The organism is Tianweitania aestuarii (assembly GCF_018457165.1).
Lineage (GTDB): Bacteria > Pseudomonadota > Alphaproteobacteria > Rhizobiales > Rhizobiaceae > Tianweitania > Tianweitania aestuarii.
Map to the genome: position 1 here is coordinate 1,123,213 of NZ_JAFMNX010000001.1, position 13,505 is coordinate 1,136,717.

At 59.8% G+C, this 13,505-nt stretch carries 13 protein-coding genes and 1 pseudogene; 12 read left to right on the plus strand and 2 right to left on the minus strand.

Annotated elements, in window-relative coordinates; translation table 11 throughout:
• Positions 1-32 precede the first annotated feature (32 nt).
• The 12 genes and pseudogenes from JYU29_RS05435 to JYU29_RS05490 all read left to right on the plus strand — a co-directional run bounded on the left by JYU29_RS05435 (position 33) and on the right by JYU29_RS05490 (position 10,234).
• Complete coding sequence (locus tag JYU29_RS05435; protein WP_213983688.1) at positions 33-854, plus strand: enoyl-CoA hydratase; 822 nt, start codon at positions 33-35, stop codon at positions 852-854.
• Positions 855-910: 56 nt separating this feature from the next.
• Complete coding sequence (locus tag JYU29_RS05440) at positions 911-1,093, plus strand: methionyl-tRNA formyltransferase (RefSeq protein WP_213983689.1); 183 nt, start codon at positions 911-913, stop codon at positions 1,091-1,093.
• A complete protein-coding gene (locus JYU29_RS05445) occupies positions 1,093-1,515 on the plus strand; it encodes a VOC family protein (RefSeq protein WP_213984287.1) in 423 nt (140 codons plus the stop codon). The genes JYU29_RS05440 and JYU29_RS05445 overlap by 1 nt, the downstream gene beginning before the upstream one ends.
• A complete protein-coding gene (locus tag JYU29_RS05450) occupies positions 1,512-2,033 on the plus strand; it encodes a CoA-binding protein (protein WP_213983690.1) in 522 nt (173 codons plus the stop codon). The genes JYU29_RS05445 and JYU29_RS05450 overlap by 4 nt, the downstream gene beginning before the upstream one ends.
• Before the next feature lie 138 nt (positions 2,034-2,171).
• Positions 2,172-3,455: an O-acetylhomoserine aminocarboxypropyltransferase gene (locus tag JYU29_RS05455; RefSeq protein ID WP_213983691.1), complete on the plus strand. Its 1,284-nt coding sequence runs from the start codon at positions 2,172-2,174 to the stop codon at positions 3,453-3,455.
• Between the two features lie 39 nt (positions 3,456-3,494).
• A complete protein-coding gene (locus JYU29_RS05460; RefSeq protein WP_213984288.1) occupies positions 3,495-3,854 on the plus strand; it encodes a cupin domain-containing protein in 360 nt (119 codons plus the stop codon).
• Between the two features lie 7 nt (positions 3,855-3,861).
• Complete coding sequence (locus tag JYU29_RS05465; RefSeq protein WP_213983692.1) at positions 3,862-4,629, plus strand: glycosyltransferase family 25 protein; 768 nt, start codon at positions 3,862-3,864, stop codon at positions 4,627-4,629.
• A gap of 90 nt (positions 4,630-4,719) precedes the next feature.
• Positions 4,720-4,785 (plus strand): annotated as a pseudogene (locus JYU29_RS18500) (hypothetical protein); the annotation flags it as partial.
• A gap of 47 nt (positions 4,786-4,832) precedes the next feature.
• Positions 4,833-5,468, plus strand: a complete 636-nt coding sequence (locus JYU29_RS05475) for an ATP-dependent Clp protease proteolytic subunit (RefSeq protein WP_213983693.1) — start codon at positions 4,833-4,835, stop codon at positions 5,466-5,468.
• Between the two features lie 341 nt (positions 5,469-5,809).
• Positions 5,810-7,078 carry an ATP-dependent Clp protease ATP-binding subunit ClpX gene (gene clpX, locus JYU29_RS05480; protein ID WP_213983694.1) on the plus strand — a complete coding sequence of 423 codons (1,269 nt, stop codon included), beginning with the start codon at positions 5,810-5,812 and terminating at the stop codon, positions 7,076-7,078.
• A 297-nt stretch (positions 7,079-7,375) separates the two neighbouring features.
• Complete coding sequence (gene lon / locus JYU29_RS05485; RefSeq protein WP_213983695.1) at positions 7,376-9,781, plus strand: endopeptidase La; 2,406 nt, start codon at positions 7,376-7,378, stop codon at positions 9,779-9,781.
• 177 nt (positions 9,782-9,958) lie between these two features.
• A complete protein-coding gene (locus JYU29_RS05490; RefSeq protein WP_189501534.1) occupies positions 9,959-10,234 on the plus strand; it encodes an HU family DNA-binding protein in 276 nt (91 codons plus the stop codon).
• Between the two features lie 80 nt (positions 10,235-10,314).
• Here the strand turns inward: JYU29_RS05490 and JYU29_RS05495 are convergent, their stop codons facing one another.
• Together JYU29_RS05495 and JYU29_RS05500 are read right to left on the minus strand one after the other, a co-directional pair.
• The gene (locus JYU29_RS05495; RefSeq protein ID WP_213983696.1) at positions 10,315-10,836 is read right to left on the minus strand and encodes a MarR family winged helix-turn-helix transcriptional regulator; all 522 of its coding nucleotides are present in this window, start codon (positions 10,834-10,836) and stop codon (positions 10,315-10,317) included.
• Positions 10,837-10,882: 46 nt separating this feature from the next.
• Entirely contained in the window at positions 10,883-13,237 is a 2,355-nt protein-coding gene (locus tag JYU29_RS05500) for a bifunctional diguanylate cyclase/phosphodiesterase (protein ID WP_213983697.1), read from the minus strand.
• Positions 13,238-13,505 lie beyond the last annotated feature (268 nt).

The following is a 13,505-nucleotide window of genomic DNA, read 5'->3' on the forward strand; positions in this document are numbered from 1 at the left end:
CTTATGCTAGGCCTTGAGAATAGGAGGACACGATGGCTGACGTTCACGCGTTGCATCCGCTAACCCAATCCGGCCCGGTTCATGAAGTGCTGGAAAAAGGCGTGCTGCGCCTGACCCTCGATTCGCCACCGGCCAACGCCTTGTCGATCGCCGTCATGGAGCGGCTGCACGAGTTGCTGGACAAGGCGCGAAACGACAAGGCCGTGCGGGTGATCGTCATCGGTGCCGTGGGCCGCATCTTTTCCGGAGGCCACGATCTCAAGGAGATCACGCTGCATCGCGCAGATCCCGATCGCGGCCGCGCCTTCTTCGAGAAGACGATGCAGCTTTGCGCTGCCTTGATGCAGGCGATCGTCCATCATCCGAAGCCGATCATCGCCGAAGTTGCGGGACTGGCGACCGCGGCGGGTTGCCAGCTGGTGGCCAGCTGCGATCTGGCGATCGCCTCCACCGAAGCGACCTTCTGCACGCCCGGCGTCAATATCGGCCTGTTCTGTTCCACGCCCATGGTTGCGCTGACCCGTAACGTGTCACGCAAGCAGGCGATGGAAATGCTGCTGACCGGTGAAACGATCGAAGCCACGGAAGCGCGCGAGTTCGGCCTCCTGAACCGCGTCGTGCCGCCAGAATACCTGAATCAGGTCGTGAACAAATATGCCGAAGCTATTGCTTCCAAATCGCCTTTGACGGTGAAGATCGGCAAGGAAGCGTTCTACAAACAGGCCGAGATGAGCCTGGCTGACGCCTATGACTACACGGCGCGCGTGATGGTCGAGAACATGATGGCGCGCGACGCGGAAGAAGGCATCGGTGCCTTCATCGGCAAGCGCAAGCCGGAATGGACGGGGGAGTAGGCAAGTGGCGCGTGTAAGTCATTTTGAGCGGGCAGACTTGAAGCGGATTACTCTGCATGACGCTGTTGATGCGGCAGCTATTCACTTATGAACTTGATGGTCACAAACTGATGCAAATCAACACAGTTGGTCGGACCTCGCGGAACATGCCAGGCAAGGTGAGTCAGAGCATACAGCTGGACGAAGAGGGAGCCGCAGAGCTTTTCGCGGAACTGAAAAGCCACTTCGGGTTTCGATGATGGAGCCTCGCATCTCGATTATCACCATCGCCGTGGAGGATCTCGCACGATGCGTGGCCTTCTATGAAGGCATGGGCTTGAAGCGTCATGCCGCGATTACCGATGGGGTTGCCTTCTTTCAGATGGGTGGCGCGATCCTCGGCCTGTTTCCGCGCAAAGATGCGGAAGAGGATGCGGGCATCCGCTTTGGCGAAGGTACGCCGCGTGTTTATCTCGCTTACAACACGCGATCCGAGCCCGAGGTCGACACGGTCTTGTCGCAAGCCAGATCAGCAGGCGGCACGATCGTCAAAGCAGCCGGGAAGGCCTTCTGGGGCGGGTGGTACGGCTATTTCGCCGATCCCGAAGGCAATCTATGGGAAGTCGCGCACAATCCGCAGTTCCCCATCGATGCGGATGGAAACATCAGGCTGCCCCAATGAATCACGACGCATACGACAACAGCTACATCTCCGGCATTCTGAACGGCGTGAAGTCAGTCGCTGTGGTGGGTGCCTCTGCCAACTCGGTGCGGCCATCCTTCTTCGTCATGAAGTACATGATGGACAAAGGCTACGACATCTATCCCGTTAATCCCGGACATGCCGGCAAGGAGATCCTGGGACGGATGACCTATGCGCGGCTGGCGGACATTCCCGATCCAATCGACATGGTGGATGTCTTCCGCGCATCCGATGCTGTTCCGGCCATCATGGACGAGGTGCTGGCCCTGAAACCGCTGCCGAAGGTTGTCTGGATGCAGCTGACTGTCCGCAACGATGAGGCTGCAGAGCGCGCCGAAGAAGCCGGCATCAAGGTCGTGATGAACCGCTGCCCCAAGATCGAATATGCGCGGCTGGCTGGTGAGATCGGCTGGAACGGCGTCAATTCCGGCGTGATCTCGTCGAAGCGGCCGGTGATGCGCGGCGGCTTTCAGAGTTTCGGCATCCGCCGCAGCTGAGAACCATTTTGCTTTGAAACGAAGGTGCGCGACGTCGCCTGCGCACCATTGGCTGCGGCATTCGAACATTGTTCTTTGCCTTGTCGCAGCCGTGCAGGCACAGTTCGCACGAGACGATGGAATGAGGGAGGACTATCGATGACCCAACAAGCCCCCGGATTCAACACGCTGGCCGTTCACGCCGGCGCCCAGCCTGATCCGGCAACCGGCGCGCGCGCCACGCCGATCTACCAGACGACGTCCTACGTCTTCAACGATGCAGACCACGCCGCATCCCTGTTCGGGCTGCAGGCTTTCGGCAACATCTACACACGCATCATGAACCCGACTCAGGCCGTGCTCGAAGAGCGCGTGGCTGCCCTTGAGGGCGGCACGGCGGCGCTCGCAACGGCATCGGGCCATGCGGCACAGATGCTGTGTTTCCACAACATCATGCAGCCCGGCGACAACTTCGTTGCGGCGCGCCGGCTGTATGGCGGCTCGATCAACCAGTTCGGCCATGCCTTCAAGAACTTCGGGTGGGAAGTGCGCTGGGGCGACATGGATGACATCGCGACATTTGAAGCGCTGATCGATGAACGGACGCGCGGCGTGTTCATCGAGAGCCTGGCTAATCCCGGCGGCACGTTCGTGGATATCGCGGCCATTGCGGAGATCGCGCACAAGCACGGCCTGCCGCTGATCGTCGATAACACGCTGGCCACGCCGTATCTGATCCGCCCGTTCGAGCATGGTGCGGACGTGGTGGTCCACTCACTCACCAAGTTCATCGGCGGGCACGGCAATTCGATCGGCGGCATCATCGTGGATGGCGGGACGTTCGACTGGTCGAAGTCCGGCAACTATCCGATGCTGTCGGAGCCACGGCCGGAATATGCCGGCATCAAGCTGCATGAGACTTTCGGCAACTTCGCCTTCGCGATCGCCGCGCGTGTTCTCGGTCTGCGCGATTTCGGCCCGGCGATCTCGCCCTTCAACGCTTTCATGATCCTGACCGGCTTGGAAACGCTGCCGCTGCGCATGGAGCGGCATTGCAGCAATGCGCTGGCTGTCGCGCAATGGTTGAAGAACAACGACAAGGTCGCCTGGGTGAACTATCCGGGCCTGCCGGATGATCCGAACCACGTTCTTCAGCAGCGCTACTCCCCGAAGGGCAGCGGTGCGGTCTTCACCTTCGGCTTGAAGGGCGGCTACGAGGCCGGCGTGCGCTTCGTGGAAGGGCTGGAACTGTTTTCGCATCTGGCGAATATCGGCGACACCAAGTCACTGGTGATCCACCCGGCCTCCACCACCCATCGCCAATTGTCCGACGAGCAGAAGGTTGCCGCCGGTGCTGGCCCGGACGTGGTTCGGCTATCGGTGGGGATCGAGGATGTTAAGGATATCATCGCAGATCTGTCACAGTCCTTTGACAAACTTTGATGATGCTGCCTGAAATCGGCGGCAGGAGACATGCCGCCGATGACGCTCTTCGTTGCTATAGACACAAATGGTATCGACCCTGAAGAGGGCGCGCCTGCGCCCGAGCGGGTCATTTCCGGACAGCCGACTTTCCGCACTTGGAACGCCGATGGGACCGGCGAGGGCGTCTATGCCGGTCTATGGGAGGCGACGCCCGGCAAGTGGCGCATCACCTATGACGAGTGGGAGTTCTGTCACATCCTGACCGGCCTTTCCGTCATCACCGAAGATGACGGCGAGGCCCGTATGGTGAAGCCAGGCGACAGCTTTGTCCTCAAGCCCGGCTTCAAAGGCACCTGGGAAGTGCTTGAAACGACTCGCAAGGAGTATGTGATCCATCTTCCACAGCAGGCGGGCTGAGGCTTGCATGCTGATCTTCCTGATCAATCTCGATCGCTCTCCGGATCGTCTCGCTTTCATGACGGCGCAGCTGGACGCCTTGGGGTTGCAGGCGGAGCGATTGGCGGCGGTTGAAGGCAATGCGATCGATCTGGCTCCTTTCGCCGCCTCGGGGCTGCGGCCCGGGGAAGTCGGCTGCTTTCTTAGCCATCGCGAGGCGTGGCGCAGCCTCGTTTCGTCGGGAGATGCGGTTGCGCTGGTTCTGGAAGACGACGTTCGATTGAGCGAGCACCTGCCCGGTTTTCTGAAGGAGGCGGCGTCGCATTGCCGGGGTGATGACATCCTCAAACTGGATACTTCCGGCCGTTCAATTGAAGTGGAAGCCGCCTCTGGTGTCGTTGCAGAGACAGTGCGCCTCGCGAGGCTTTGCAGCGAGCATACCGGCACGGCCGGCTACATCATCTCCGCCGAAGCCGCAGCGACACTGCTCGCGCGCTCGGTAACCTTCTCCGAGCCGGTCGATCTCTTCATGTTCGGCAAGGATGCCGTGGCTTCGTCGAGCCCGCGCATCTTCCAGGCCATTCCCGCCGTTGTCGCGCAGGAGAAGCGGTTCCAGGCCGTGCAGGGCACAGCAATGGGCAGCGTCATCCGCCGGCATGAAACCGGCAAGACATCGGTTCTGATCAAGATCCCGAAGGAACTGCGCCGCTGGGTGCGCAAGCTCGGGCGTTTCGCGGCATCGGTGCCCCGTCGTGTTCGGGGAACGCATCACTATCTGCGTGTCCCATTCGCCTGACGCACGGCAGCTGCGTTGCGAGCCGACCTTTGCTTGATGACCCGAGGGAATCCGGCCGCAACTTAACCCTGGCTCGAACCTTCCAGCGAAACCCTTGCGAAGTCAGGCACCGGCACCTTATTTGTGTCTGGTAATTCCAGTCTTCGATTCCCGTGATTCGGCCCGCCCGGCAACGGAATCCCAGCTTCACAAAGGGACACCCAATGAGAGACCCGGTCGAACGCGCAATGAGCCTCGTTCCCATGGTTGTCGAGCAGACGAACCGTGGCGAACGCGCTTACGACATCTTTTCGCGCCTTTTGAAGGAGCGCATCATCTTCATCACCGGCCCGGTGGAAGACACGATGGCGACGCTCGTTTGCGCGCAGCTTCTGTTCCTCGAAGCCGAGAACCCCAAGAAGGAAATCTCGCTCTACATCAATTCGCCCGGCGGCGTGGTGACGTCCGGCATGGCGATCTATGATACGATGCAGTTCATCAAGCCTGCCGTGTCGACGCTGTGCATCGGTCAGGCGGCTTCGATGGGCTCCCTGCTGTTGTGCGCCGGTCATCCGGACATGCGCTTTGCGACGCCGAACGCCCGCATCATGGTGCACCAGCCTTCCGGCGGCTTCTCCGGCCAGGCTTCCGACATCGAGCGCCACGCCCAGGACATCATCAAGCTGAAGCGCCGCTTGAACGAGGTTTACGTCAAGCACACCGGCAAGGATTACGAGACCATCGAGCGCACGCTCGATCGCGATCACTTCCTGACGGCGGACGAGGCGAAGGACTTCGGTTTGATCGACAAGGTCATTTCGAGCCGCGACGCGATCGAAGACGCGGTGGCGAAGGCCTGACGCGCTTTTTGAAGGTCCTGCCGCAGTCCTGCGAATTTGCGAGGGGCTGCGGCATTTCCGTCACAATTTCTTGTTCCCTCAGCGAGTGCATGGGCCTACGTTAAGCCTATGTTGAGCTTATGGCGTGGAGACTCCATCTATTGGATTCGGCACGCGGGAAATCAGGTGGGCGAGAAGACGTTTGAACCTTTGCTGTCGATCTGCCGGAATCGAAGCAAAGCCGAGTGCGCGGGAACAGCGACCATCACGATGGTCGTTCCAGAGTGAGCCCGCTGCGCAGGACTTCTTCTCACCAGGAATGAGCAGCCGCCTTCGGGCGGGTTGAGCGAAAGGACGAAACGATGAGCAAAGTGGGCACCGGCGGCGGCGACTCGAAGAACACGCTGTACTGCTCCTTCTGCGGCAAGAGCCAGCATGAGGTGCGCAAGCTGATTGCAGGCCCGACCGTGTTCATCTGTGATGAATGCGTCGAGCTGTGCATGGACATCATTCGCGAGGAGAACAAGACCTCGATGGTGAAGTCCCGCGAGGGCGTTCCGACCCCGCAGGAGATCCTCAAGGTTCTCGACGATTACGTGATTGGCCAGCCCTACGCCAAGCGCGTTCTGTCGGTTGCCGTTCACAACCATTACAAGCGCCTGGCGCATGCGACGAAGAACAACGACGTCGAGCTGGCCAAGTCGAACATCCTGCTGATCGGCCCGACCGGTTGCGGCAAGACGCTGCTTGCGCAGACGCTGGCCCGCATCATTGACGTGCCGTTCACCATGGCTGATGCCACGACGCTGACCGAAGCCGGTTATGTCGGTGAAGATGTTGAAAACATCATCCTGAAGCTGCTTCAGTCGGCCGACTACAATGTCGAACGCGCCCAGCGCGGGATCGTTTACATCGACGAGATCGACAAGATCAGCCGCAAGTCGGACAATCCTTCGATAACCCGCGACGTGTCGGGCGAGGGCGTTCAGCAGGCGCTCTTGAAGATCATGGAAGGCACCGTTGCTTCCGTTCCGCCGCAGGGCGGCCGCAAGCATCCGCAGCAGGAATTCCTGCAGGTGGACACGGCCAACATCCTGTTCATCTGCGGTGGCGCTTTTGCTGGTCTCGATCGCATCATTTCGGATCGTGGCCGCAAGACCTCGATCGGCTTCGGTGCAACGGTTGCTTCGCCGGAAGATCGCAAGTCGGGCGACCTGTTCCGTCAGGTCGAGCCGGAAGATCTGCTGAAGTTCGGTCTGATCCCCGAGTTCGTCGGACGTCTGCCGGTTCTGGCGACGCTCGAAGACCTCGATGAAGCCGCGCTGATCCAGATCCTGACGGAGCCGAAGAACGCGCTGGTGAAGCAGTATCAGCGCCTGTTCGACATGGAGAATGTCGAGCTGACCTTCCATGAAGGCGCCCTGTCGGCGATCGCCAAGCGGGCCATCGAGCGCAAGACGGGTGCCCGCGGTCTTCGCTCCATCATGGAAGCGATCCTGCTCGACACGATGTTCGAACTGCCGGCGCTGGAAGGCGTGCAGGAAGTCGCGATCTCGGATGAGGTGGTTCAGGGCAATGCCCGCCCGCTCTACATCTATGCCGAGAAGGAAAAGGGCAGCGTCAGCGCCTGAGCCGCTGTTTTGAACCAGAATCAGCCCGCCGACGCCGTATCATCCGCGGCGCCGGCGGGCTTTTTCGTTTTAGATGCCGGCAGGTCGAGCCATCTTCCGCAACGGTGCGCTGGCACTGGGTTGGAAGGCTTGAAACACCTGCCCGATATAGCCACCTAACACCCTGTCAGGCTGTTTCCCGCAAGATCCGTGCTGATAGGTGGTTGATGAAAATCAGCCATAGGCGGACCGCGGCATGGCCGTTAATATGAGACTCGCTTTCGGCCATCAGGCGTTGGCGAGGTGAAAGGCAAGACAATGACCAAGACCCCCAGTCCTTCCGCATCAGGAACGTTTGCTGTCCTGCCGCTCCGCGACATCGTGGTTTTCCCGCATATGATCGTGCCGCTTTTCGTTGGTCGCGAGAAGTCGATCAAGGCTTTGGAAGAGGTCATGGGCGCTGACAAGCAGATCCTGCTTGCGACCCAGATGAATGCGGCCGACGATGATCCGGCCTCCGATGCGATCTTCGATGTCGGCACTTTGGCCAACGTGCTGCAGCTTTTGAAGCTGCCGGACGGCACCGTGAAGGTGCTGGTCGAAGGCACGACGCGCGCAAAGATCACCGAGTTCACCGACCGTGGCGACTTTCACGAGGCGCAGGCTGTGACGCTCGAGGAGCCCGAGGAAGAGGAAGTCGAGATCGAGGCGCTCGCCCGCTCGGTGATCTCCGACTTCGAAAACTATGTGAAGCTGAACAAGAAGATTTCGCCGGAAGTGGTTGGTGCCGCCAGCCAGATCGACGTTTATTCCAAGCTCGCCGACACCGTCGCCTCGCATCTCGCGATCAAGATCCCCGAGAAGCAGGAAATGCTAGGCACGCTTTCCGTGCGCGAGCGCCTGGAAAAGGCGATGGGCTTCATGGAAGCCGAGATCTCGGTTCTGCAGGTGGAAAAGCGCATCCGTAGCCGCGTGAAGCGGCAGATGGAGAAGACGCAGCGCGAATACTACCTCAACGAGCAGATGAAGGCGATCCAGAAGGAGCTCGGCGAAGGCGAGGACGGCCGCGACGAGGCAGCCGAACTCGAAGCGCGCATCAAGAAGACCAAGCTCTCCAAGGAAGCACGCGAAAAGGCCGATGCAGAGCTCAAGAAGCTCAAGACGATGTCGCCGATGTCGGCGGAAGCCACCGTCGTGCGCAACTATCTCGACTGGATGCTGTCGATCCCCTGGAACAAGAATTCCAAGGTGCGTCAGGATCTGGCCTTCTCCGAAGAGGTGCTCGACAACGATCACTTCGGTCTGGACAAGGTGAAGGAGCGCATCGTCGAATATCTGGCTGTTCAGAGCCGTCAGAAGAAGCTGAAGGGTCCGATCCTGTGCCTCGTCGGTCCTCCCGGCGTCGGCAAGACCTCGCTCGCCCGTTCGATCGCCAAGGCGACCGGCCGCGAATATGTTCGCGTCGCCCTCGGTGGCGTGCGTGACGAAGCCGAGATCCGCGGTCACCGCCGCACCTATATCGGTTCGATGCCCGGCAAGGTCATCCAATCGATGAAGAAGGCAAAGAAGTCCAACCCGCTCTTCCTGCTCGACGAGATCGACAAGATGGGTCAGGATTTCCGCGGCGATCCGTCGTCGGCTCTGCTCGAGGTGCTCGATCCCGAACAGAACTCGACCTTCATGGATCACTATCTCGAGGTCGAATACGACCTGTCGAGCGTGATGTTCGTGACGACGGCCAACACGATGAATATTCCGGGTCCGTTGCTGGATCGTATGGAAGTCATCCGAATCGCCGGCTACACGGAAGACGAGAAGGTCGAGATCGCCAAGCGGCACCTTCTGCCCAAGGCGATCCGCGATCACGCGCTGCAGCCGACCGAGTTTTCGGTAACCGACGACGCGCTGCGTCTGATCATTCAGACCTATACGCGCGAAGCCGGTGTTCGCAGCCTTGAGCGTGAGCTGATGAAGCTTGGGCGCAAGGCCGTGACGGAGATCATCCGCTCCAAGAAGCCGTCGGTCGATGTGACCGCCGAGAACCTTGGCGATTATCTCGGCGTCCAGCGCTTCCGCTTCGGTCAGGCCGAAATGGATGATCAGGTCGGCGTGGTCACGGGTCTTGCCTGGACGGAAGTCGGTGGCGAGTTGTTGACGGTGGAAGCAGTCATGATGCCTGGCAAGGGCAAGATGACGGTAACCGGCAACCTCAAGGACGTGATGAAGGAATCGATCTCGGCAGCGGCCTCTTATGTCCGTTCCCGCGCAATCGACTTCGGCATCGAACCGCCGATTTTCGACAAGCGTGACATCCACGTGCACGTGCCGGAAGGTGCGACGCCGAAGGATGGTCCGTCGGCTGGTGTGGGCATGACGACGGCGATCGTGTCGGTGATGACCGGCATTCCGATCCGCGCCGATGTCGCCATGACCGGCGAGATCACGCTGCGGGGCAGGGTGCTGCCGATCGGTGGCCTCAAGGAGAAGCTGCTCGCAGCACTTCGCGGTGGCATCAAGAAGGTCATCATTCCGGAAGAAAACGCCAAGGATCTGGCGGATATCCCGGATAACGTGAAGAGCGGCATGGAGATCGTCCCTGTCAGCCGCATCGGCGAAGTGCTCCAGCACGCGCTGGTCCGCATGCCGACTCCGATCGAATGGGTCGAGCCGGTGGAAACGCCGAAGCCGATCAGCGAAGAAGCGGGCAAGTCGCTCGCTCACTAAGCACGCAAAATCGAAAGCCGGGCTTCCATGCCCGGCTTTTTTCGTGTGAAAAGCCTTGGAAAAGCGGGAAAAGCTTTACCCCGGCGAAAATTCCGGCTTGGGTAAATCGCTTGGGATTTATAAAGTCCCGCCGGATTGAACTAGTATCGAGACAACACCTGAGAGAGGGAGAGATCGATGAACAAGAATGAACTCGTAGCCGCAGTGTCCGAGTCCGCCAGCCTGGGCAAGAACGAAGCTGCCGCTGCTGTCGACGCTGTCTTCGCTGCAATCACCGCAGAGCTGAAGAATGGCGGCGACGTCCGTCTCGTCGGCTTCGGCAACTTCAGCGTTTCGAAGCGCGAAGCAACCACCGGCCGCAATCCGCAGACCGGCGCCGAAGTGAAGATCCCTGCTCGCAACGTACCGAAGTTCTCGGCCGGCAAGGGCCTTAAGGATTCCGTGAACGGCTAAGCCGGCGCAAAATCAGTTTCTTTTAAGGGCGGGTCATTCCCGCCCTTTTTTATTGCCGCCAGGTAGGGGAACAGCGGCAATCAGCCCGCTTCGCTAATATTGTCGAACATGCGCTGCAGCACGCGTTGCACCACAGCGAGCTCGGCGTCATCGATGCCGGCCAGAACCATCTCGTTGAATTCCTCGGTAAGGCGCATGAGCCTGGTGGTGGCTTCGCGAGCACGGTCCGTCATGAAGATACCCTTCGAACGCCGATCGCTAGAAAGTGCCACGCGGCGGATAAAGCCACTTTTCTCCATCGCGTCGATCAAGGTCACCATCGAAGGCTGCTCAACGGCCAGAAGGCTCGCGAGCTCTTTCTGGGTCGCGCCTTCCCGCGCAGAAAGATGGAAGAGCAGACGCGCGCGCGAAAGGCTCAGTTCCTGCGTCTTCAGCTGTGCATCATAAAGCGTCCGCATCTTGCGGGTGACCACCCCAAGCTGCGGAAGAAAGGAAGACCGGACGGAAGCCTCACTCATGCAAAGCGCTTTCGATAAACTAAATAGGTTGCTATGTAATGCGTAACGTACCCTCAGGTTGCAGAACGAGAGACCTGCGATCAACCGCTACATTCAAGCGTCTTGCGATCACCTGCCTTGGCCGGCAAGGCTAGGCGTACTGCTTTTCAGCCATGGGAGCGACATCCAGCCGTTCAGGCTTGCCGATCAGGTAGCCTTGCACGTCGTCGCATCCAAGGCGGCGCACGAGATCAAGCTGGTCCTGTGTTTCCACACCCTCTGCGAGTGTCGGCACGTGCATATCCCGTCCGAGCTGCGTAATGGCCCTGAGAACGGCCATGGCGTGACTGTCGGTCAGCGCGGCGGCAACGAAGCTCCGGTCGATCTTGATGCGATCAATGGGGAAGTCTCGCAGATGGGCAAACGACGAATAACCCGTGCCGAAATCATCCATGGCGACCTTGATGCCGAGGGCTCTCAGTTCAACAAGAATGTGGGCCAGAGCTTTGCCGTCGGTCACCAAAGCCGTCTCCGTCAGCTCCACTTCCAACCGGTGTGGCGATAGTCCGCTTTCTGCGAGTGCGGTCGCGATACAGCCGGTCAGGGAGGGCGACTTGAACTGCACGGGAGAAATGTTGACGGCAACGCTCTGATCGTCAGCCCAGGACGCGGCTTCGCGGCACGCTTCCTCTAGTACCCACTGGCCGATCGCCAGAATCTGTCCGGTCTCTTCCGCCAGCGGAATGAAGTCGACCGGCGAAACAGAACCGCGGATCGGATGATTCCAGCGGATCAAGGCTTCGTAGCCTACGATGCGATCGTCGTTGAGCGAGAGGATGGGCTGATAGGCGAGGTGGAACTGCCGCTGCTCGATGGCAACGTCGATGTCCTGCTCGAGCTGGCGACGGGCTGCAATCTGCTCGATCATGCCCGGTTGATAACAAACAGCCTGACCGCGCCCGGCATGTTTGGCCTGGTAGAGCGCGAGATCGGCACGCTGCATCAACTCGTTGACGTCTTGTGCGTCGTCGGTGCAGCACATGCCGATGCTGCAGCCGATCGATATGGTGAAGTCCTGAATGAAGAAGGGCTGGCTCATGGCATCGACGATGTTGTTCGCCACGGCCATGGAAAGATCGAAGTCGCCATAAACCAGAACGGCCAGTTCATCGCCGCCGTAGCGCGCGACGAAATCGTTGTCCCCCGTCACGTTGCGAATCCGGTCGGCGACAGCCACCAGAAGCTGGTCGCCGACGGAATGTCCGAACGTGTCGTTGACGGCCTTGAAGCGATCCAGGTCAACCAGCAGCAGCTTGTAAAGGCGCTTGGGCGCGAAACCTTCTTCCATCCGTTGCTGCAGCGCATGGCGGTTTGCCAGTGCGGTGAGGGGATCATGATAGGCCATGTGCTCGATGCGCAGCTGTGCCTTTCGCTCCACGGTCTTGTCGTCGAAGGTCAGGACGATACCACCTTGGACGGGGCCGCTGACGACCTCCAGAAGCCGCTCATCTGAAAAGCGGTACTCGAACGTCTCGGAATGCGAGAGCCTCATGATGCTCTTCATGCGCTGCGTGATGCGTTGGTTTTCTTCCTTGCTCCAGCGGTTGCTTTCCGAAACGCGCATAATCAGCTCTGGCACACTCATGCCGCGATAGATCACGCCCTTGCCGATGCCGAACAGCTGAAGAAAGCGATCGTTGAACAAGCGCAGGCGATGATCTTCGCCGATGAACAACAGGCCGTTCGACATGTTGTCGAGGGCGGTCGCCAGGATCGACGTGTGTGCCTGTTCCTGAAGGCGAAGACGCTTGGATGCCGTCAGGGACGCCATGGCTCCAGCAAACAGGACGAGCGATGCGCCGCCTGTGAGGAAGCCCAGGATCTGATCGATCTGCCTGATCGTCTGGAAGCCCGGCAACTGTGTCAGCGTCACGCCGGATGTGGAGATGAAATGGGTGGCGCAAACGCCACTCGTAAACAGAAGCGTCTTGATCAGGCGCGTTTGATACCGGCCGGTAATGGCCATGGCAGCTGCATAACAGGCCGCCCCTAAAACGCAGCCGACTACGGCAGCGGGCAGAGACTGTGTTTGCAGGCAGCCAACGATGGCTGCCATGCCCGTGAAGTGCATGGCGCCGACGCCGAGGCCAGCGCCCGCGCCGAGCGCGATCCGAACCGGTTGTTGTGTAAAGAAGACAGTTGCGGTCAGGGGCACGCCGACGGCGAGAACGCTGATGCCCATGGAAAGCAGCGTCCAGTGCAGGTCGTAGAACATCGCAAGATCGGCGCGGTAGCCGAGCATGGCGAGAAAGTGGGTTGTCCAAACCGTGACGCCCGCGACAATGGCCGTGGCAGCCAGCCACCAGAACCGGTCATTGCTGCGTGTACGCCGGGACTGACGCAGAAGGCCGACGAGGAGCCACGAACCGATAAGGCAGATGAGAATGGCGCCGGCCACAAGTCCGGGCGCGTAATCGGCTGCTAGTCGCGAAATAAAACCGTACACAGAACAGGCCTTCAGCGCCCATCGTTTACACGGAGTCGGTCGAACCTCTTCCTTCGGCTGCGTGCCTCACCCGGTGCGAGCGCATGCGCCAGGCCTGCCTTATTTTAAGGCATGAAATGCTGAACAAAAGGAAACAGCCGAGCACGGAGCGTCAATGAAAGCAGTGAAACTTCTGCGAGTATTTTTCGTCTAATGGCGATAGGGGCGCTTTGCCGAACACGAAGCAGCTGACTTTAAGTTTATATCGCCGCACTGATCCGAACTGCAT